This is a genomic window from Limnohabitans lacus (assembly GCF_030053395.1).
In the GTDB taxonomy this organism is placed as follows: domain Bacteria; phylum Pseudomonadota; class Gammaproteobacteria; order Burkholderiales; family Burkholderiaceae_C; genus Limnohabitans_A; species Limnohabitans_A lacus.
Window position 1 is genome coordinate 181,227 of record NZ_JASGBH010000002.1, and the last position, 19,176, is coordinate 200,402.

General features: G+C 57.7%; 19 protein-coding genes. 10 read left to right on the top strand and 9 right to left on the bottom strand.

What is annotated here, in order from left to right:
* Window positions 1-23: 23 nt before the first annotated feature.
* Genes QLQ16_RS03430 through QLQ16_RS03445 form a run of 4 tightly spaced genes read right to left on the bottom strand, consistent with a single transcriptional unit; the run spans window position 24 to window position 3,050 of the window.
* The gene (locus QLQ16_RS03430; protein ID WP_283223286.1) at window positions 24-1,406 is read right to left on the bottom strand and encodes a type II and III secretion system protein family protein; all 1,383 of its coding nucleotides are present in this window, start codon (window positions 1,404-1,406) and stop codon (window positions 24-26) included.
* Window positions 1,407-1,409: 3 nt separating this feature from the next.
* The gene (gene cpaB, locus QLQ16_RS03435; RefSeq protein ID WP_283223287.1) at window positions 1,410-2,276 is read right to left on the bottom strand and encodes a Flp pilus assembly protein CpaB; all 867 of its coding nucleotides are present in this window, start codon (window positions 2,274-2,276) and stop codon (window positions 1,410-1,412) included.
* Window positions 2,277-2,296: 20 nt separating this feature from the next.
* Window positions 2,297-2,833, bottom strand: a complete 537-nt coding sequence (locus QLQ16_RS03440; protein ID WP_283223288.1) for an A24 family peptidase — start codon at window positions 2,831-2,833, stop codon at window positions 2,297-2,299.
* Between the two features lie 28 nt (window positions 2,834-2,861).
* On the bottom strand, window positions 2,862-3,050 hold the full coding sequence (locus tag QLQ16_RS03445; RefSeq protein ID WP_283223289.1) for a Flp family type IVb pilin: 189 nt from the start codon (window positions 3,048-3,050) through the stop codon (window positions 2,862-2,864).
* A gap of 281 nt (window positions 3,051-3,331) precedes the next feature.
* Here QLQ16_RS03445 and QLQ16_RS03450 point away from each other — a divergent pair, with 281 nt between their 5' ends.
* Window positions 3,332-3,766: a TadE/TadG family type IV pilus assembly protein gene (locus QLQ16_RS03450; RefSeq protein WP_283223290.1), complete on the top strand. Its 435-nt coding sequence runs from the start codon at window positions 3,332-3,334 to the stop codon at window positions 3,764-3,766.
* Window positions 3,763-4,800 carry a TadG family pilus assembly protein gene (locus tag QLQ16_RS03455; protein ID WP_283223291.1) on the top strand — a complete coding sequence of 346 codons (1,038 nt, stop codon included), beginning with the start codon at window positions 3,763-3,765 and terminating at the stop codon, window positions 4,798-4,800. The genes QLQ16_RS03450 and QLQ16_RS03455 overlap by 4 nt, the downstream gene beginning before the upstream one ends.
* A 1-nt stretch (window position 4,801) precedes the next feature.
* Here the strand turns inward: QLQ16_RS03455 and QLQ16_RS03460 are convergent, their stop codons facing one another.
* Window positions 4,802-5,413 carry a 3'-5' exonuclease gene (locus QLQ16_RS03460; RefSeq protein ID WP_283223292.1) on the bottom strand — a complete coding sequence of 204 codons (612 nt, stop codon included), beginning with the start codon at window positions 5,411-5,413 and terminating at the stop codon, window positions 4,802-4,804.
* A complete protein-coding gene (locus tag QLQ16_RS03465) occupies window positions 5,410-5,625 on the bottom strand; it encodes a hypothetical protein (RefSeq protein WP_283223293.1) in 216 nt (71 codons plus the stop codon). The genes QLQ16_RS03460 and QLQ16_RS03465 overlap by 4 nt, the downstream gene beginning before the upstream one ends.
* Before the next feature lie 299 nt (window positions 5,626-5,924).
* Here QLQ16_RS03465 and QLQ16_RS03470 point away from each other — a divergent pair, with 299 nt between their 5' ends.
* From QLQ16_RS03470 to QLQ16_RS03500, 7 genes are all read left to right on the top strand, one after another.
* Window positions 5,925-6,209, top strand: a complete 285-nt coding sequence (locus QLQ16_RS03470; RefSeq protein WP_283223294.1) for an antitoxin — start codon at window positions 5,925-5,927, stop codon at window positions 6,207-6,209.
* A gap of 15 nt (window positions 6,210-6,224) precedes the next feature.
* Window positions 6,225-6,623 carry a type II toxin-antitoxin system VapC family toxin gene (locus QLQ16_RS03475; RefSeq protein WP_283223295.1) on the top strand — a complete coding sequence of 133 codons (399 nt, stop codon included), beginning with the start codon at window positions 6,225-6,227 and terminating at the stop codon, window positions 6,621-6,623.
* A gap of 46 nt (window positions 6,624-6,669) precedes the next feature.
* Entirely contained in the window at window positions 6,670-7,461 is a 792-nt protein-coding gene (locus QLQ16_RS03480) for a metallophosphoesterase family protein (RefSeq protein ID WP_283223296.1), read from the top strand.
* A 53-nt stretch (window positions 7,462-7,514) separates the two neighbouring features.
* Complete coding sequence (locus QLQ16_RS03485) at window positions 7,515-7,754, top strand: FitA-like ribbon-helix-helix domain-containing protein (RefSeq protein WP_108285431.1); 240 nt, start codon at window positions 7,515-7,517, stop codon at window positions 7,752-7,754.
* Window positions 7,751-8,176, top strand: coding sequence for a type II toxin-antitoxin system VapC family toxin (locus tag QLQ16_RS03490; RefSeq protein WP_283223297.1), 426 nt, complete (start codon window positions 7,751-7,753; stop codon window positions 8,174-8,176). The genes QLQ16_RS03485 and QLQ16_RS03490 overlap by 4 nt, the downstream gene beginning before the upstream one ends.
* Window positions 8,177-8,285: 109 nt before the next feature.
* Window positions 8,286-8,708, top strand: coding sequence for a hypothetical protein (locus tag QLQ16_RS03495; RefSeq protein WP_283223298.1), 423 nt, complete (start codon window positions 8,286-8,288; stop codon window positions 8,706-8,708).
* Between the two features lie 25 nt (window positions 8,709-8,733).
* Entirely contained in the window at window positions 8,734-9,510 is a 777-nt protein-coding gene (locus QLQ16_RS03500) for an HNH endonuclease (protein ID WP_283223299.1), read from the top strand.
* 153 nt (window positions 9,511-9,663) lie between these two features.
* Here QLQ16_RS03500 and QLQ16_RS03505 read toward each other — a convergent pair whose 3' ends face one another.
* On the bottom strand, window positions 9,664-11,397 hold the full coding sequence (locus tag QLQ16_RS03505) for an ATP-dependent nuclease (protein WP_283223300.1): 1,734 nt from the start codon (window positions 11,395-11,397) through the stop codon (window positions 9,664-9,666).
* A 243-nt stretch (window positions 11,398-11,640) separates the two neighbouring features.
* Between QLQ16_RS03505 and QLQ16_RS03510 the strand changes: the two genes are divergently transcribed.
* Window positions 11,641-15,504 carry a DUF3427 domain-containing protein gene (locus QLQ16_RS03510; RefSeq protein ID WP_283223301.1) on the top strand — a complete coding sequence of 1,288 codons (3,864 nt, stop codon included), beginning with the start codon at window positions 11,641-11,643 and terminating at the stop codon, window positions 15,502-15,504.
* Window positions 15,505-15,592: 88 nt separating this feature from the next.
* On the opposite strand, the gene QLQ16_RS03515 is transcribed toward QLQ16_RS03510, so the two are convergent.
* Both QLQ16_RS03515 and gyrB read right to left on the bottom strand, forming a co-directional pair.
* Window positions 15,593-16,270 (bottom strand): hypothetical protein, encoded by a 678-nt coding sequence (locus QLQ16_RS03515; protein ID WP_283223302.1) that lies wholly within the window; start codon window positions 16,268-16,270, stop codon window positions 15,593-15,595.
* 227 nt (window positions 16,271-16,497) lie between these two features.
* On the bottom strand, window positions 16,498-19,095 hold the full coding sequence (gene gyrB, locus QLQ16_RS03520; protein ID WP_283223303.1) for a DNA topoisomerase (ATP-hydrolyzing) subunit B: 2,598 nt from the start codon (window positions 19,093-19,095) through the stop codon (window positions 16,498-16,500).
* Window positions 19,096-19,176 lie beyond the last annotated feature (81 nt).

A 19,176-nucleotide genomic window follows, 5' to 3' on the forward strand; every position in this document is an offset into this window, starting at 1 on the left:
GTTCTCCTGTGGTGAAGGGTGTGTCATGGTTTGTCCTTGCCTTCGAGTTGCCCGTCCATGAACAACTCGGTGCGTGTGGGCTGCTTGAAGTTGTCGGTGGGCAAGGCGGGCCTGGCCAGGGTGGGCTTGACCAAACGCGGCGTCACCACAAACAACAGTTCGGACTGCTCTTTTTGGAAAGCCGTGCTGCGAAACAAAGCACCCAACACCGGCAACTCGCCCAAGAGCGGCAAGGCCTTGATGGACTCTGTCACATTGCTTTTGATCAGCCCGCCGATGGCAAAGCTCTCGCCGTCGCGCAGCTGCACCGTGGTCGAGGCGCGGCGCGTGGTGATCGATGGCAACAAGCTGGTTTGCCCGCCCAAGCTTTGCACCGTGGTGCCGTACTGCGACAACTCCGACACCTCGGGCGTCACGCGCAAATTGATCAGGCCGTCTTCCAGCACCGTGGGCAAAAACTTCAGGCCCACGCCAAACTCTTTTTCTTCGAGGGTGATGGACGTGCCGCCCAAACCGTTGGACTGCGGCACCGGAATGTAGATGCGGCCACCGGCCAAGAACGAACCTTCTTGTCCGTTGACGGCGGTGATGGTTGGTTCGGCCAGCACTTTGACCAGGCCTTTTTTCATCTCGGCCGTCAAAGCGATGTTGTTGCCCGTGCGGGTGCTGGTGATCGAGGTCGAGCCATTGGTCAACAACTGCGAGAGCAAATTCACCGACGCGCCACCGATGTTGCGCGTCAGGTTCAGGTCCACGCCCAACTCGTCGAGCAGGGTTTTGGAGACCTCGGCCACCTTGACCTCCAGCATCACCTGCTGGCCGCCTTCGACGCGCAGCATGTTGACGGCTTTCTTGCCGCCCGAAAACGCCTCGGCCAAGCCCATGATGCGTTGCGCCTTCATGGCATCGGCCACGCGGCCGCGCACCACCAAGGTGTCAGACACCGAGTCCACTTGCACGCCATCGGCCGTGGGCACCCACTCGCGCAGCCGGCTTTGCAAGGCATCGGTGTCCACATGCACCGTCACATCGCGCAAGCTGGTGGCACCGCCCACCGACCAGACAAACAAATTGGTCGAGCCCGTTTTCTTGCCCAGCAGGTACACCTCTTTGGGGTTGAGCAGCATCACATCGGCCACATCTGGGTTGGCGATCGAGATGCGCACCGCCTTGTCGGGCAAGCTCATCACCAGCGACTTGCCAGCGGTCAAGCGCACGGGCACTTCGACCCGCACCGGCCCTTGTGTGGGGGGCAAGGCGGAGGCCACTTGGGTGGCTTTGGCCTTGGTGCTGTCGGCCGGTTCAGCGGCCTGCGCCCATGGGGCCCAACAGGTGATGGCGCATGCCAAGGCCACAGGCCATGACTGCAAAAAGCGGCGGTTGTTTTTTTGTTCGGGGGTCTTCATGCCTTACTCCGTTGTTTTGTTCAGGCCGCGAATGACTTCGGTGGTCTCGGGCGCTGGTGCGGTGTTTTGAGGAGGGACCATGGCGGCACGCACATTGGTTTTGGGTGGCTTGGCCGCTGGAGGCTTGACGCCAGCGAAGACACTGCCCAATGCACTGGACACATTGCCCAGCGTGCTTTCTGCGGTCTCGAGCAAATCGTTCTTGCGCGCACCACCGGTCGAGACACTTTTCATGTCCACCTGGCTGCGCAAGACCAGCGACAAAGAACCGATGCTTCGCGCCAGATCAATCTTCTCGGCCTGGGCGGGTGTGACTTCCAGCGTCACGGCATTGACCACTTTGGGCTTGGTCTCCAGGTTGGAGACATCCTGCGCCACCGCCAAGACTTTGATCCGCTCGATCACGATCTTGGAGACCTGACTGTTCTTTTCGTCCACGGCATTGACCATCACATCGACAAAGGTGCCCGGCAAGGCAAAACCTGCCACACCCACGATCTCGTTGACCTTGACCGTGACAGCCCTGCGTCCGTCTTGCAGCACCGCTGACAATCCGCCGGTTTCGCCTTTGGTTGCCAACTTGGATGTCAGAATCGGTTCACCCTTGAACACCGGCATGGTCACCACACGGTCCACCGCTTGGTCGACCGAGGTCATGGGGTTTTTGATCAGGCTGGTGCTGGGCCAATCGACCAGCTCCACCATGTTGGCCTGCAAGCGGGTTCCGATTTGCAAGTCTTCGGTGCTCACCACCACATGGCTGGTCAGCACAGAGGATTTGCTGTTGAGCCAGAGGGCGGCCATGACCACGGCTGCAATGCCCAGGCCCACGGCCAGCAGCAGCATCACCACGACGCGTATGTTTCTCATTTTTTTCTTTCTTGAGGGCGTTACCAAGTTGGCCCATGCAGGTAAGCGAAGGTCCCCGCACCGATGGCCAAGGCATAAGGCATGGAGCCATGCACGGTGGACTTGTCCAGGCGCAGGGGCACATCGCCCCAGGCCAGTGAAAACATGCCGTTGCACAAGGTCTGCCAAGTGCTGCGCAAGACTTCCTGGAGGCGCGCCTTCCACAAGGCCCAAATGAGTGACTGCACCCCACCGGCAATCAGCACGGTGATGCACAGACCCATCACATCGGCGCGCCCCAGGAACAAGCCCACGGTGGCCATGAGCTTGACGTCACCGGCGCCCATGGCCCCGATGGCGTAAAACACCACAAACACCAACAGCGCGACCACTCCCCCCACCAAGGCAGACGCCAGGCCCACACCGCCTGCGGTCGTTGACCACAGCAATGCAAAAGCGCTGGCCACGACCAGCAAAGCATTGGGGATCTTGCGTTGCGTCATGTCTTTCCACATGGCGATCAGCAAAACCAAGCCCAATACCCATAGGCCTTGTGTCTGTGTGTTGAAGGTGGGCATGTTGCGCTCCTGGTGTTTCACACACGCATCAAGGTGTGGCCGCAGCGGTCAGCTTGGTGGCGATCGAAGCGAAGATGGTTTTCAGATCGGTACCGATGGTGGTCACCGATGCGGCGATGACCACAGAGATCAAGCCAGCGATCAGGCCGTACTCGATGGCGGTCGCGCCAGACTCATCGTTCAAAAATTGCGTTACAGCGGTTGTCAGATTTTTCATGATGGAACTCCAAATCAAAAGTGATGAAACGTGAGGGTTCACGCCGGTCCTGAACAAATTTCCAAGCACCGTGGAGCTACTTTAAAAATTGAAATGGTTGGGGTCTGTTCTCCATCGCACAAAAACCATGCATCTGTGCGACAGGCTTTGAAGCTCTTGTTGGCGGCTTGATTTTTGTGATGCTGAGTGTGAGCGTGCGCACCGAATGACGGGCGCAAGTGGCCTAAGGTGCGTGATCCATGCATGGCCACAGGGGCCTTGCACGCACTCGGAGAAGACACATGCACCCACTTCACATGGCCATCCGGCGGCAAGCACAGCAGGGCGCTGCCGCCGTGGAGTTCGCACTCATCCTGCCCATCTTGTTGCTGGTGTTTTTCGGCATGATCGAGTTGAGCTTGGCGCTGTACGACAAAGCCATCCTCACCAACGCCAGCCGCGAAGGCGCAAGGGCAGGCATTGTGCTGAGCTCGCCCAAACTCACCGATGCGCAAATCCGCACCGTGGTGCTCAACTACACCAACGGTGCTTTAATTTCGCTGGGCAGCACCACCGCGCCCACGGTGACCATTGAACAATCCACACCGGCGAGCTTTCCCAACCCGTTGCGCGTGACGGTGAGCTACACCTACAAGGGCTTGGGTGTGGGCACCATGCTGGGCGCATTGGGCGCGCCCATTGTCTTGACCAGCAGCACATCGATGGTGAACGAATGAAAACCGACCACACCCAACGCGGCTCGGTGAGCCTGATGGTGGCCTTTTTGTTGCCGGTCTTGATCGGCTTGGCCGCCTTGGCGATTGACCTGGTCTATTTGCAAGTCGTGCGCAACGAAATGCAAAACGATGCCGACGCCGCAGCACTGGCCGGTGCGGGCTACTTTTTTGACGGCACCAACGCCACGCCCAACTGGACCCTGGCCAGCCAAAAAGCACAAACGGCCATCACCCGCAACACGGCAGACGGTGCGGCGCTGACCACCGGCACCGTAGCCACCGGCTATTGGAACTTGGTGGACACGCCCAAAGTGCTGCAAGCCTTGCCCATGGTGCCCAAGCCCTACGATGCGCCAGCCATCCAAGTGACCGTGGCCAAGGCCAACAGCACCAACGGTGGCGAAGTGCCCACCTTCTTTGCGCGTTACTGGGGCATCGTCTCGCGGCCCATGCAGGCCACGGCTGTGGCCGGACTGTCCAGCCCCAGCACGATCTTGCCCGGTGGGGTGTTCCCTATGGCCATTGCCCAATGCCTGTACGACAACTACTGGAACTTCAACACCACCCCAGCCGGCCCCAAGCTCGACCCGGCCACCGGCAAGCCCTACATTTTCAGAATTGGCAGTGCCTACCATTACGGCACCTGTGCTTCGGGCGAATGGACCTCTTTGCTCGACGACTCCAACAGCACATCGGACATCAAAGAACTGATCGACGAAGGCAACCCGGTGGACCTGAGCATTGGCCAATCCATCTGGATACAAACCGGCGCCAAAGCCGCGGTCTTCGGCACCGTGAAAGCCTGCAGCGCAGCGGGCAACAAGAAGTGCGAGTACGTGGTCATCCCCACCGTGAACACCGTCACCTCTCACTCGCGCACGCCCATCATCGCGTTTGCCTGCGTGCACATTTTGGATGCCAACCAGGGCAGCAAATACATCGAGGCCGAGATGAGCACCAAGTGCAAAGCCCCATGGGGCACAGGCATCGGCCCCAACTACGGCGTGGTCTCGCCGCCGAGTTTGTTCAAGTGAGTCAGGCAGCGGCCCGCTGCTTCAAATACGGCCCCACCATGTGGCGGCTGGTGCGCTGAAGGCCCATCAGCAAAGCGTGGTCTGCCTGGCTGCAGCCGTAGCGGGTTTTCAGGTCGTGCTGCATCTGCGCCAGCAAATGCGCGGCCATCTCGGCATCGGCCAAGGCCCTGTGCGCACGGCCCGACGACGGCAAATGGTGCAGCGCCGCCAGCGTGCCCAACTTGTGATTGGGCGCCTGCGGGTACAGGCGGCGCGACAGCAGCAAGGTGCAAGCAAACGGATGTGCGCCGTCTTCGCCGCAACGGGCCAACTCGGCCTGCCAAAACTTTTTATCAAACGCCGCGTTGTGCGCCACCATGGGCCGCCCGCCCACAAAGCGGGCCGCCTCGCGCATCACTTGCTCGGCTGCTGGCGCGGCCTGCACCATCTCGTTGGTGATGCCCGTGAGCTGGGTGATGAAACTGTTGACCCGCACCCCGGCGTTCATCAGGCTTTGGTAGCGGTCCACCACCTGCCCACCTTCGAGCATGACGATGGCCACCTCGGTGGCGCGGTCGCCCATGTTGGGCGAGATGCCTGTGGTTTCGAAGTCGATGATGGCGATGGGGGTCATTTTCGCGGCACAGTCAATTGAGTGATGCTTTGCATTTCTGGTCTATTGGAGAAGCACCCACGAACTTTATCCTTGAGATAAGCGGCCATGGCCCGTCCGTCAACGACCATGCCACTTTCAGCAAGATTTTTTTGCGCATGCAATGCACGTTGAATAGTAGTTTTTCGGTCTGTTGTATTCATCTTGATGAAACTATAGCGAGCCTGCTTCACTCAACTCTGCAACAGCTGATCAGATGGTCACATGAAAGCCCGCTTTGATTGAACGGCACGACATTAAAGAATCCTTTAATTTAAAAACTCCCATGCACCCCGGCCCCCTCCTCTTCTGCACCGACCTGCACGGCCTACAACACGACAACATTGACAGCAGCGCCCACTGTGACGCGGAAGGCTTTTAGAATTTTTGGGAGGGGCTGCGAGTGGGCATGGCGTTGGATGTGCCCCTTGGGTAGCGCCCAATCAAAATGCGTCATATACTTTGGTATATGTCCGCGCCCAAGGAGGTCTCCATGTCACAAACTGCCAAACTTTTTGCCAACGGCCGAAGCCAGGCTGTGCGCCTGCCAGCTGCATTTCGGTTTGACACCCAAGAAGTCTTCATCCGACAAGACCCCGCCACGGGCGACGTGATCTTGTCTCGGCGGCCCGAAGACTGGCAGGGTTTTTTAACCGCCGCTCTGGCAGCCCAAGTGCCCGATGACTTTTTGGGCAGCGAAGAACGCCAAGCACAAGGCCACGCGCCAGCTCCCGAGCGAGACCCATTTGAAGACATGCCCCCTTCACTCAATCACTGACCAGCGAGCACGCCCATGTCACCGCGCTACATGCTGGACACCAACACCGTCAGCCACATCATCAAACGACACCCGCAAGTCATACAGCGCTTGCTGGCTGTGCCCATGCACACCGTTTGCATCTCGGCCATCACGGCGGGCGAATTGTCATTTGGTCTGGCCAAGCGCCCCGAGGCCATGGCCTTGAAAGCAGCCGTCACAGAGTTTTTGCGCCGTGTCGATGTGCTGCCTTGGGATGCCGCCGTGGCCCACACCTACGGCACCGTTCGCGCACAGCTGCAAAGCATGGGCACACCATTGGCAGCGCTGGACACCCAAATTGCAGCCCATGCACTGCATGCCCAAGCCACTTTGGTGAGCAGCGACAAAGCCTTTGTGCAAGTCGCAGGCCTGCAGCTTGAAAACTGGTCTTGATCAACTCCTGAACAGTTCAACACTGACAGCCCCAAGCTGCGCACACATGACCGGCCCCATCCTCTTCTGCGGCGACCCGCACGGCCAATGGCAGCACATCCTCGATGCCGCCTTGCAAACCCACGCCCGCGCCGTGATCTTGCTGGGCGACCTGGAGCCAGCCCAGCCGCTGCACATAGAGCTGGAAGCGATTTGGGAGCGGGTCTGGTTCATCCACGGCAACCGCGACACCGACCACGCGGACAACTTTGGCAACGTGTGGCACGACGAAGTGAGCGAGCGCAGCCTGCACGGTCGTGTCGTCACGCTGCCCTGCGGCACGCGCATCGCCGGGTTGGGCGGCGTGTTTCGCGGTGCGGTGTGGTACCCCAAAGACGCACAAAAGCCCAAGTTTCGAAGCCGCGAAGCGCACGCACGCGTGACGCCGCGCCAAGACCGCTGGCAAGGCGGCGTGCAACTCAAGCACTGGTCCAGCATCTACCCCGACGAGGTGGAACACCTGGCCACGCAACAAGCCGACATCCTCATCACCCACGAAGCGCCCGGCTACCACGAGCACGGCTTCAAAGAGCTGGACTCACTGGCCCGCCGCATGGGCGTGCGCATGACGGTGCACGGCCACCAGCACGACAGTATTGACAGCAGCGCCCACTGGGACGGGCAAGGGTTTCAGAGCTTTGGGGTGGGGCTGCGGGGGGTGATGGCAGTGGATGGGTTCGATGATTTTTTGGGCAGCGTCGAGCGCAGCTCACATGGCCATACGCCAACGCACGAGCGAGACCCTTTCGAAGGGATGTCCGGCTCAATTGAGCTTTCTGCCCTCAAACTGGACAATTGATATCAATGACCAAATTTTGATATCATTCTCACCTTGCTTCAGGAGACCCAGCCATGTCATCCATCACCATCCGCAATTTGCCCGAAGAAACCCACAGAGCTTTGCGACAGCGTGCCGCATTGGCGGGCCGCAGCACAGAGGCCGAAGTGCGCGCCATTCTGGAGCAAGCCGCACGCCCGCAAGGGCGCATCCAACTGGGATCGCTGCTGGCCGAAATTGGCCAACAAGCTGGCGGCTTTGACTTGAATATTGAGCGCGACAAAACACCCGCAAAACCCATGGTGTTTGAATGATCTTGCTCGACACCAACGTCATCTCGGAGCCACTGAAGCTGTCGGCGGACGCGGGCGTTTTGTCGTGGATCGATGCGCAATCCATCGACACCCTTTACCTGTCCGCCATCAGCCTGGCCGAATTGCGCTTTGGCATCGCCGCCCTGCCATCGGGCAAACGCAAAGAGACCCTGCACCTGGGCCTAGAGCAACGCATCCTGCCTTTGTTTGCTGACCGAATCCTGCCTTTTGACGCCAGCGCATCGCAGGCCTATGCAGACATCCTTTCGACAGCCCGCACCCAGGGCCGAGCCATCTCGACCGCGGACGGCTACATCGCCGCCACCGCGAAGCGACATGGCTTCATGGTGGCCACGCGCGACGCCAGTCCCTTTGAGGCTGCGGGGCTAACCGTGATCAACCCTTGGACGTCCAGGCACTGACAAAGCCCATTATGGGCTTTTGATTTTTGCAAGGTAACCCAGGCAAAGCCCTGGTACACAAAGCCGCACCCTTTTCTTAAGCTGATTGCCTCACCCACATGGAGGCAACATGCACCCCGCAACAGACCCCAGCACCACGCCTGTTTATGGCGTTCGCCCCAGCAAGCCCGGCTTGTATCTGGGCTTGTTTCATGGCCGCGACACGCCCAGCCAGACCATGCACGGCTGGGGATTCGATGGCCCGGCCATTGGGCCGCTCCGGTACTTTCACACCACCTACGCCTGCTCGGTGAATGTGGAATTTGTCAGCCCCACAGATGCCCAACTGTTCACAGGCACGCACGACACGCTCATGGACTTGGCCATCAACGGTGACCTGCTTTGCTTTGACGGCAAGCTTTATGGCGATTGGACCGTCTACATGGTGACGCCCGATGAATGCTTCAGGCCACCCGACACCTTCCGGCAAAACACCCGTCCCAACGATTTGCGCAGACAAGCCAAACCGATCCCGTGGGACGAGGACAGCTAACATCTGCCGTCAGGGAGAACAACACATGCCACGATCCACCAACTGGACGCGCAACGAAACATTGGCGGCGTTTCACATTTACCTGCAACTGCCATTTGGGCAGCTGCACCGCAACCAACCGCGCATCGTGCAGTTGTCGCACTGGATGGGGCGCACCGCCAGCGCTGTGGCCATGAAGCTGGTCAATTTGGCCAGCCTCGACCCCCAAATTGTGGCCAGTGGCCGACGCGGCATGGGCAATGCATCCAAGCTTGACCAACAAATTTGGAACGAGTTTTTGGCGGCCAACGACCTCGTGGTCACCGAAGCGGCCATGTCCTTTGGCCACTATGCAGAACAAAACGGCCTACCGCCCTTTGTGGACGTGCTGGACGAAGTGCCCGACATTGCAGAAGGCAAAACCACCACGGCCATCGTGCAGGTGCGCGTCAACCAAGCCCGGTTTCGCCGCGCCATATTGGCCAGCTACAACGCCACCTGCTGCATGAGCGGCCTGCGCGTGCCCAAGCTGCTCGTGACCAGCCACATCGTGCCGTGGAGCATGGACACCCAAAACCGCCTGAACCCCAGCAACGGCCTGTGCCTGTCGGCCTTGCACGACCGGGCCTATGACCAAGGGCTGATCACGGTGTTACCGGACTTCACCATCCGCGTGGGCGAGGCGCTGCGGCACGCCGAGTTAGACCCGTTTGCACAAAGCAGCTTGGCGCAATGCCAAGGGCAAGCGATTCGCCTGCCGGAACGCTTTCGGCCAGCGCCAGCGTTTTTGGAGACACATGCGAGGCGGTTTGGGTTTTTGTGAGGGGTTGAGGTTTGCGTATTAACTTGGTGACAGGTGTGCAGCGAAAGGTGACGTGATTTAACCTGAACTGCGATCATGCAATTACACTGAACATTAACTATTCGTCTATTGAGAACTTAATAGTATTCAAAAGCTCCTATCGCCTGAAGTGAGCTATTGACCTGAATTAAATTTCGCGCTCTCTCCCATGTAGACCCTCTCGACAAACCCACGCAGATCTCTGAGGCGTTCATCATTCATCGGAATGTCATGCAATAACTTGGCAACAAACTTCGGCCCATGTGAACCAACTTCTCGACAAAAGTTTTCGATCTCACCCTCGGGAACGAGATAAATACCAATACCCTCCAAATAAATGCGTAGTTTCTGGTATTCAGTTTGTGCCGTACCTGACGGAATTCCGCGTTCGCCATAACGTTTGACGTGATTCCACGACGACCCTTGTTTCATGGCTTCCAACACTTCGCTTTTAGGCAGCTTATCCTGTTCAGATAAATTGAGGATGTTAACAATACTTTTCTTAATTTCATCGGGTGATTTCGGTTTGATACCCTCGCGGACCGCAGCGTCGACTCGAATCCAAAATGGCTCGATGGATTCCCAATTACCCCCAAAAGCCGTCACAGTTGTTTCGACAAGATTTCGCTCAGACAAGAAATCAATATCAAAAACAGCTTTCACTGGAACGCCAATCTTTCGAAGCACTGATGCAACCTTGGGAATGCCGTGTTTTCCGCCAGTGGGAACATACGCAGTATCTGGCCAAGGAGTATCAGAAAGACCACCAAGATAATCGCCAACTGAATTAAAAATTCGGCAATCGCTGTCGTCTTCGCAAATTATAGTTTGTTCATGAAATACTCCATCTAAGGCGTTAGAGTATCTTAATTCAGGCCTCTCCCAAAGCTCACGAATGGTATCAGTTGAAGTTTCTGCAATCGTATTTACCGAACCATTGCGTGTAATACGAAGGACCCGAACCGATCCCTTTGTTCCCTCAAGGAAGCCTTTCATAATATCGCTACTGTGGGTAGCAACAAATAGTTGTCCAGTGACTTCTGCTGCGAGCGTTTCACCTAGTCGTCGCATTTGTGGTGGGTGCAAAAAGGCCTCAGGTTCGTCAATTAATGTTACATCAACCTCCGATGCAATTGCCTCAAATAAAATTCCCGCATATCCCTTAATTCCATCGCCCTGCTGATCTAACAGAGGATTCTGAGTAACTAAAGCCACATATTGATCGGATGCTCGATCAACCAGCCCTGGCTTATTTGGAATTTGACCAACATGAATCGGAAGTTTACTGCCGTCTCGAAAATTAAAAAACATATCTTTACCGAAGGCGGACCGAAAGAGACCACTGATCTTCGACATCAGCGCATCATTGTCATAAAGCACATGCTGCGGGCGAGTTTTAGGCTCACCAGGTGATATGCTCGGCTGCTGAGCACAGATATTCAGACGTTCGCTAGCAGAGATATTTCGAATAAAGCCATTTGCCAGGCCATGAATAAGATATTCATTTTTCCAGAAGTTAACATGCCGTTCTGGCAGCGACCAGTTTCGATAGTAATAATTATTATCTTTGAATACAGCATTTGCTTCCAAGAATGCTTGTAGATCTTCAATTGAGCCGCTCTTTGAAAGAGTAATCTCCTTAACCACAGTAGTACGTACCGTCAACCCATTCTGACAAATGGCAAGGATATCTCGTAGTGACTGAGATTTTCCGCTGTTATTTGGACCAACCAATATAACTTTCTCCGTCGGACCAAAAGCTACAGTTACACCATCTGAGAAAGTAATTGAAGCAATAGATGCAGATGGCTGAACCAGTGGTACAGAGGGATTATTTTTTTGTACAGATGTCGAAGTTATTTCATCCATTACCACTCCTTTATTCATACGCGTACCGAATTACATCCAGCATAACAAATACCAGAGGCGATGCTGCATCGCAATCTGCTATTTTACATTTATGAAGTCGCACATAAAAGCTTAAGTCTCTCATATTCAATAAATGAAAAAAATGACATCGTGATAAATTTATTAGTTGCCCCATGCCGGCCCCCCTTATTAAAAATGAGGACAATCAAAGGCAACATCAACGCATGGCCAGAAACTCCGTAAATGACCACCCAGCCCGATCTATCGTTCACCGTCGGCTACTACAACGACCGCGCCGAGCAGTTTTTCAGCTCCACTTTACGGGTGGACATGGAGCCAATCTACGAGCGCTTTCTTTACGGGCTTGCACCGGGCGCAAGCATCTTGGATGCGGGTTGCGGTTCGGGGCGTGATGCGCGTGCATTTGCTGACCGGGGTTTCAGTGTCAGCGCTTTTGATGCGTCTGTTGAACTGGCCAAGCGGGCCAGTGAGCACTGTGGTTTTGTGGTGGATGTGCGGCGCTTTGAAGATGTGGACGAGGTCGCTCAATACGATGCGATTTGGTGCTGCGCGAGCTTGCTGCATGTGCCGCTTTTAGACATGCCCAGGGTGTTGTCCAAATTGTGGGCGGCGCTCAAAGCTGGTGGCCGCATTTATGTGAGCTACAAGCTTGGCAGCGGCGAGCGTGAGCACGACGGGCGACGGTTTACCGATGCCGACGAGGACACCGTGCGGGCTTGGCTGGGGGCCATGCCCGAGTTGCTGCGCATGGAGTTGTGGCAAACCCAAGACCAACGGCCAGACCGCACTGAAAGCTGGACCAATGCTTTGGCCCACCGTTCGACTGGGCCTGACAAGCGACTGGTCACGGGCGGTGACGACCATTTTTTGCCGCACCTGTCAGCCGCTTTTGCGCGTTCCAATCAAGCCGATTTGGCGGTGTCCTTTGTCAAGACTTCGGGGCTGCGTTTGCTGTTGCCCGATTTGCAGGCCATGGCAGAAGCCGGTGATACCCATCGCGTTCGGGTGTTGACCAGCGACTACTTGGACATCACCGACCCAGAGGCCTTGCGTTTGCTGCTCTTGCTGCAAGAAAGCGGTGCCGAGGTGCGCGTGTACGCCACTCAAAACCAAGACAGCTTTCACCTCAAGGCCTATGTGTTCGCCCGCTTCGAAGCCGGGCAGTTGGCGTCTGGCACCGCCTTCATTGGGTCCAGCAACATCAGCAGTAAAGCCCTACGCGATGGGCTGGAGTGGAACTACCGCGTGGTGTTTCCGCAAGACGCCGGTTATCTGGAAGCACGCGAACGGTTTGAAGAACTCTTTGCACACCCCAAAACCATGGCCTTGACCGACAGCTGGATCGAGGCCTATGAACAGCGGCGCTTACCGCCCACGCGCTCGGTGGCACCCGGTAGCCACGAACAAGAAGCGCCACCACTGCCCAACGACATTCAGCAAGAAGCCCTGACCGCACTGGCCGAAACCCGCGAAAACGGTTACCGGCGCGGCTTGGTAGTTTTGGCAACAGGTCTTGGCAAAACATGGCTGGCGGCTTTTGATGCAGTGCGCATGGGGGCTCGGCGCATTTTGTTTGTGGCGCATCGCGAAGAAATTTTGAGCCAAGCGGCGGCCACCTTTATCCGCATCTTGCCCGGCAAGCGTGTGGGTTATTACACCGGGCGTAGCCGCGATGGCGATGTGGACGTGCTGTGTGCATCGGTGCAAACGCTGGGCAAGGCGGCGCACTTGGAGCGCTTTGCGCCGCAGCACTTCGATTACATCGTGGTGGACGAATTCCACCATGCCGCTGCGGCCACTTACAAGCGCTTGTTGGCGCACTTTGCACCCTCGTTTTTGTTGGGCTTGACGGCCACACCAGACCGCACAGACCAGTCAGACATCTTGACTCTGTGTGACGACAACTTGGTCTTCGGCTGCAACCTGTTTGCGGGCATCACCATCGGCTTGTTGGCCCCGTTTCATTACTACGGCGTTCACGACGAGTCGGTCGATTACAAGGAAGTGCCTTGGCGCAATGGACGCTTTGATCCTGAAGCACTGTCGAACAAGTTGGCCACATTGGCGCGTGCGCGTCATGCCCTGGCGCAATGGCGGGCCAAGGCCCAGAAGCGCACGCTGGCGTTTTGTGTGTCCACCCGTCATGCCGACTTCATGGCCGAGCATTTCACGCGGGCTGGCGTGTCGGCCGCTGCGGTGTATGCGGGCTCTGTGCTGGGGCGTGCACAGGCGCTCGAAAAACTGGAAGACGGCAGTTTGCAAGTTTTGTTCTCGGTGGACTTGTTCAATGAGGGCGTGGACTTGCCCAGCATTGACACGGTGCTGATGCTGCGGCCCACCGAATCCAAAATTTTGTTTTTGCAGCAGCTGGGGCGTGGCCTGCGGCGGCACGAAGGCAAACAGCAGTTGGTGGTGCTGGACTTCATTGGCAATCACCAAGCCTTTTTGGGCAAGCCGCAAGCCTTGTTTGGCGTAGGCTCCACGTACAAAGCTTTGGCTGAGTTTGGGCGTAAAGCAGAAAAGAACGCACTGGCGCTGCCAAACGGTTGTTACGTCAATTACGACCTGTCGATCATCGAGTTTCTGAAATCGCTCGATGGCGCCGGAACGCAAAAGGACTATGAGGCGCTTCGGGCTGTTCTGGGTCGCAGGCCCACCCTCACTGAGTTTTACCACTCGGGCAGCAGCATGCAGGACATGCGTCGGCGTGAAGGCCATTGGTTTGCACTGGCCCAAAGCATGGGTGATTTGTCTGCGGACGAAACCGCCGTTGCCGAGCGTTTCCAAATGGTCTTGCAGTACGTGGAAACCATGGAGATGAAAAAAAGCTTCATGGCAGTCACGCTTGAGGCGTGGCTTGAACTTGATGGCCTGCGCCAGCCTGTTGCGCTGGGCGTTTTGGCCGCCCACTCGCGTGGTGTGCTCGACCGTCGTCGCCCTTTGTTGTCCGACCTCGATGCCAAGATGCTGACCACCCCGGGCACCGACGCCGCGTGGCAACGCTATTGGCTGATCAACCCCATCACAGCCTTAACTGGGGGCAACTCCAAAAACCCTGCATCGGTCCCGTTTAAGGCAATCGATGGCAGCTTTGGACTCAAGCAGACTCTTTTGGAATCAGACGTGGCACCGCTGACGGACATGGTGCAAGAACTGGTCGATTACAAACTAGCCGCTTACGAGGTGCGCAGGGTGGCTGTCCAGCCCGCCAGCAATGTGATTCCCTTCCCCGTCAAGCGTCGCGAGACAGTGGAGTTGCCGTATTTCCCCAACCTCAAAATCGCGTGCGGCCATTTCAAAACCGGGCGTGCAGACGCCGAAGAGCACAGGGCTTTGCCGCTGGCCTATGGCACGCTGGACCCGAGTCGCCACTTCATTGCCCGCGCATCGGGCAACTCGATGAACGGTGGCAAAAACCCGGTGCTGGACGGCGACTATTTGCTGCTGGAATTGATCACGCCCAGTCGGGCAGGCTCGATCACGGGCAACGTGGTGGCCATCGAGCGGCAAGACGACAGCGGCGACAACCAATACCTGCTGCGGGTGGTCACCAAGGGCCGCGATGGCCAATACATTCTGAAAGCCAACAACCCGGATTACGACGATCTGACTGCCACCGACGACATGCGCACGCTCGCCCGTCTGCGCAACATCATCGACCCACTGGATTTGGCGCTCGGTGAGCCTTTCATGCGCGAAGACATTCCGCCGCTGTTTGGCGAGGCCTACAACCCCGGCAATTGGAATGTCGGCCATGTGGTGCTGGCCCAGAAAAAAGCGCACATCCTGCTGGTCACGCTTAACAAACAAGGCCGGGCTGACGAGCACAAGTACATGGACCATTGGATCGATGACACGCACTTTCACTGGCAAAGCCAGAACGCCACCGACCCGACCAGCAAACGCGGCAACGAAATCATCCGCCACGCCGCTTTAGGCATCGACATCCACCTCTTTGTGCGCGACGCCAAGCTGGCCGCTGGCAAGGCGGCACCGTTCACGTACCACGGCCGGGTGCGCTACCAGTCGCACCAGGGCAGCAGGCCCATGAGCATTGTGTTTGGACTTGATGCGGCAGTGGGGTAATTTGCAGGGCTCAATTTGCCAAGTCTGCCGACGACAAAGTGAGGCGCAAGCTGCAGGATGTGGCTTTGGCCCCATCGCCCGCAGCGCGTCAAGCCGGTTTGTTCAAGATCAGTGCTTGTGCGCCTTGGTTTTGCAGCATCCAGGCGGCCGTGATGGGGCAACGGGCAGCGATCAGGTCATGGATTTTCTGAAAATCAGTAGCCAGATTGCGCTGGAAAATGGGTTCATGGTGCGCAATCCTGTTGCGTAGCTTCCTGATTTGCTCAAGCTCCGAATAAACCAAGGCACGCGTTTGTGCAGTGGTCTTCTTGGCGTCCGCATAAGGCAGCGCTTGGCGAAGGTGATGCGTCCACAACCTGGCATCAAAGCGACTGGTGAACATGGTTTGCCAGAAGACGAACTTCAAGTCAGCAATGACCTGGCCTGTTGTTGTTTTGTTGACCCTGGAGGAAAGCAGGTCTGATCGAGCGCTGTACCCGACCAAAGGGTTCGGGAGGCTACGAACGAAGCCGGCACTCCAAGGCCATTGCGGGCCATGGGCTGCAACAATCGCTTCAGAAATTGCATTGCGGATGCTGACTTCGCAAATGTGCAAAGGTGCCAGCAATGCTGCAGATACTTGAGCATTCCATGCATATAAAGCCAGCGCACTTGAAAGCGTTGGATCATCCGGCGTGGCGGCCTCATAGGTTTCGATCCTTGGCGTAGACAGAGTAGCCTTGATGGCTTGTGCCGCGTCGTGATCAGGTGTGCCGGTTGACTTCATGGCGTCTTGCAGCTTAGAATCGCAGCACTAGCCTTGGGACACGTTGGCGAAAGCTCCCCCCGAGGACAGATGAAGTCTGAAAAGCCCGCCTCGTGCGGGCTTTTTCTTTTGGATAAGCCCACGCCGGGGCCATTCAAAAAACACATGGTCTCTAGCCTCCCTGACCCAAAACTGAAGCCCACCCGGCTCTGTGGCCGTTGATGGCGTGGCTTCAGCCGCTCACCCCATCAAATATCAATATTCCCCGCCCGCAAGGCGTTGCTCTCAATGAAGTTGCGGCGTGGTTCGACTTCGTCGCCCATGAGCATGGTGAAGACGCGGTCGGCTTCGATGGCGTCGTCGATCTGCACGCGCAGCAGGCGGCGCACGTTGGGGTCCATGGTGGTTTCCCAAAGCTGCTCGGGGTTCATCTCGCCCAGACCTTTGTAGCGCTGGCGGCTGGTGGTGCGTTCGGCTTCGCTGATGAGCCAATGCATGGCTTGGCGGAAGTCGCTGACTTTTTCTTCCTTCTGGCGCTCGCCTTCGCCGCGTGAGACTTTGGAGCCTTCGGTCAACAGGCCACGGAAGGTGTCTGCCGCTTCGGCCAATGCGGCGTAGTCGGCGCCGCGCACAAAGTCTTGCGTGAGCACGCTGCTCTTGATGTTGCCGTGGTGGCGGCGGCTGATGCGCAAGATGGGTTTGTCGGTGCGCACGTCAAACTCGGCGGCCACTTCGGCGGGGATGCCGGTGGTGTTGAGTTCGCGCAGCTTGGCTTGCAGTGCGGGTGCGCTGGCAGCAGCGGTCTCCAGCGACTCCATGTTGAGCGACACGCCGTCGGCAATGGCTCGCAGGGCTTCGGCGTCCATGAAGTTGGACAGGCGGGCAATGACGGCTTCGGCCACTTGGTGTTTTTGCGCCAGAGCTTCGAGGGTTTCACCGGTCAGCACTTGCTGTGTGGCGGTGGTGATGCTGGCGTCCTTCAAGGCGATGCGCAGCAAGAAACCGTCGAGCGCGGGGCCGTCTTTGAGGTACAGCTCTTCTTTGCCGGCCTTGACTTTGTAGAGCGGTGGCTGGGCAATGTAGATGTGGCCGCGCTCGACCAGCTCGGGCATCTGACGGTAAAAGAAGGTCAGCAGCAGGGTGCGGATGTGGGCGCCGTCAACGTCCGCGTCGGTCATGATGATGATGCGGTGGTAGCGGAGTTTGTCGGGGTTGAAGTCGTCGGTGCCGCTCTTGCCGGACTCGGCGGTGGCTTTGCCGATGCCGGTGCCCAAGGCGGTGATCAGCGTGACGATTTCGTTGCTGGTCAGCAGTTTTTCGTAGCGGGCTTTTTCGACGTTCAAGATCTTGCCGCGCAGGGGCAAGATGGCCTGGAATTTACGGTCGCGGCCTTGCTTGGCAGAGCCGCCGGCAGAGTCACCCTCGACGATGTAGATTTCGCACAGCGCTGGGTCTTTTTCTTGGCAGTCGGCCAGTTTGCCGGGCAAGCCCATGCCGTCCAGCACGCCTTTGCGGCGTGTCATTTCACGGGCTTTGCGGGCGGCTTCGCGGGCGCGGGCGGCTTCCACAATCTTGCCGCAGATGATCTTGGCGTCGTTGGGGCGCTCTTCCAAAAAGTCGGTCAGGGCTTTGGCCACGATGTCTTCCACCGGGGCGCGCACTTCACTCGACACCAGCTTGTCTTTGGTCTGGCTCGAGAATTTGGGCTCGGGCACTTTGACGGACAGCACGCAGCACAGGCCTTCGCGCATGTCGTCGCCGCTGACTTCGACTTTTTGCTTTTTGGCGATCTCGTTTTTCTCGATGTACTTGGCGATCACGCGGGTCATCGCCGCACGCAGGCCGGTCAGGTGGGTGCCACCGTCACGCTGGGGGATGTTGTTGGTGAAGCACAAGACCGATTCGTTGTAGCCGTCGTTCCACTGCATGGCCACTTCCACACCGATGCTGGTGCCGGGGATGCCGCCGTAGCTGTCGGCAGGGCGCTCGCCCATGGCATGGAAGGCGTTGGGGTGCAGCACCTTTTTGTTGGCGTTGATGAAGTCCACAAAGCCTTTGACGCCACCGGCGCCAGAGAAGTCGTCCTCTTTGCCGCTGCGTTCGTCTTTGAGGCGAATGCGCACGCCGTTGTTGAGGAAGGACAGCTCGCGCAGGCGCTTGGCCAGGATCTCGTAGTGGAAGTCGTTGTTCTGCGTGAAGATGTCGGTGTCGGGCAGGAAGTGAACCTCAGTGCCGCGCTTGTCGGTGGCACCGGTGACCTTCATGGGCGAGACTTCAACGCCGTTGACTTGCTCAAGGATGCGGTTTTGCACAAAGCCACGGGCGAATTCGATCTCGTGCACTTTGCCGTCGCGACGCACCGTCAGGCGCAGCCATTTGCTCAGCGCGTTCACGCAAGACACGCCCACGCCGTGCAAGCCGCCCGAGACCTTGTAGCTGTTTTGGTTGAACTTGCCGCCGGCGTGCAGCTCGGTCAGCGCGATCTCAGACGCACTGCGCTTGGGCTCGTGCTTGTCGTCCATCTTCACGCCGGTGGGGATGCCGCGGCCGTTGTCGGTCACGCTCAGCGAGTTGTCGGAGTGGATGGTGACAACGATGTCGTCGCAGTGACCGGCCAGTGCTTCGTCGATGGAGTTGTCCACGACCTCAAAGACCAGGTGGTGCAAGCCGGTGCCATCGGATGTGTCACCGATGTACATGCCGGGGCGCTTGCGCACCGCTTCCAGGCCTTCGAGGATCTGGATGGCGCCTTCGCCGTAGCCTTCGGATGCACCGGCCTGATTGGTGTCAATCTTGGGCTGAACGGTGGTGAAGGACTCTTCGCTGGGCTTGTTTTCTTCGGTCATGGTCTGTTTTCTCTGTCGCTTGAATGGCCGAAACCCGCGAGAGGTCGCGGGTTTCGATAAGGTGGGCCTTGAGGGCTTTTG

Coding starts and splice junctions, on each gene's coding strand:
- QLQ16_RS03430 (WP_283223286.1), bottom strand. CDS start 1,406: ATGAAGACCCCCGAACAAAAAAACAACCGCCGCTTTTTGCAGTCATGG.
- cpaB (WP_283223287.1), bottom strand. CDS start 2,276: ATGAGAAACATACGCGTCGTGGTGATGCTGCTGCTGGCCGTGGGCCTG.
- QLQ16_RS03440 (WP_283223288.1), bottom strand. CDS start 2,833: ATGCCCACCTTCAACACACAGACACAAGGCCTATGGGTATTGGGCTTG.
- QLQ16_RS03445 (WP_283223289.1), bottom strand. CDS start 3,050: ATGAAAAATCTGACAACCGCTGTAACGCAATTTTTGAACGATGAGTCT.
- QLQ16_RS03450 (WP_283223290.1), top strand. CDS start 3,332: ATGCACCCACTTCACATGGCCATCCGGCGGCAAGCACAGCAGGGCGCT.
- QLQ16_RS03455 (WP_283223291.1), top strand. CDS start 3,763: ATGAAAACCGACCACACCCAACGCGGCTCGGTGAGCCTGATGGTGGCC.
- QLQ16_RS03460 (WP_283223292.1), bottom strand. CDS start 5,413: ATGACCCCCATCGCCATCATCGACTTCGAAACCACAGGCATCTCGCCC.
- QLQ16_RS03470 (WP_283223294.1), top strand. CDS start 5,925: ATGTCACAAACTGCCAAACTTTTTGCCAACGGCCGAAGCCAGGCTGTG.
- QLQ16_RS03475 (WP_283223295.1), top strand. CDS start 6,225: ATGTCACCGCGCTACATGCTGGACACCAACACCGTCAGCCACATCATC.
- QLQ16_RS03480 (WP_283223296.1), top strand. CDS start 6,670: ATGACCGGCCCCATCCTCTTCTGCGGCGACCCGCACGGCCAATGGCAG.
- QLQ16_RS03485 (WP_108285431.1), top strand. CDS start 7,515: ATGTCATCCATCACCATCCGCAATTTGCCCGAAGAAACCCACAGAGCT.
- QLQ16_RS03490 (WP_283223297.1), top strand. CDS start 7,751: ATGATCTTGCTCGACACCAACGTCATCTCGGAGCCACTGAAGCTGTCG.
- QLQ16_RS03495 (WP_283223298.1), top strand. CDS start 8,286: ATGCACCCCGCAACAGACCCCAGCACCACGCCTGTTTATGGCGTTCGC.
- QLQ16_RS03500 (WP_283223299.1), top strand. CDS start 8,734: ATGCCACGATCCACCAACTGGACGCGCAACGAAACATTGGCGGCGTTT.
- QLQ16_RS03505 (WP_283223300.1), bottom strand. CDS start 11,397: ATGGATGAAATAACTTCGACATCTGTACAAAAAAATAATCCCTCTGTA.
- QLQ16_RS03510 (WP_283223301.1), top strand. CDS start 11,641: ATGACCACCCAGCCCGATCTATCGTTCACCGTCGGCTACTACAACGAC.
- QLQ16_RS03515 (WP_283223302.1), bottom strand. CDS start 16,270: ATGAAGTCAACCGGCACACCTGATCACGACGCGGCACAAGCCATCAAG.
- gyrB (WP_283223303.1), bottom strand. CDS start 19,095: ATGACCGAAGAAAACAAGCCCAGCGAAGAGTCCTTCACCACCGTTCAG.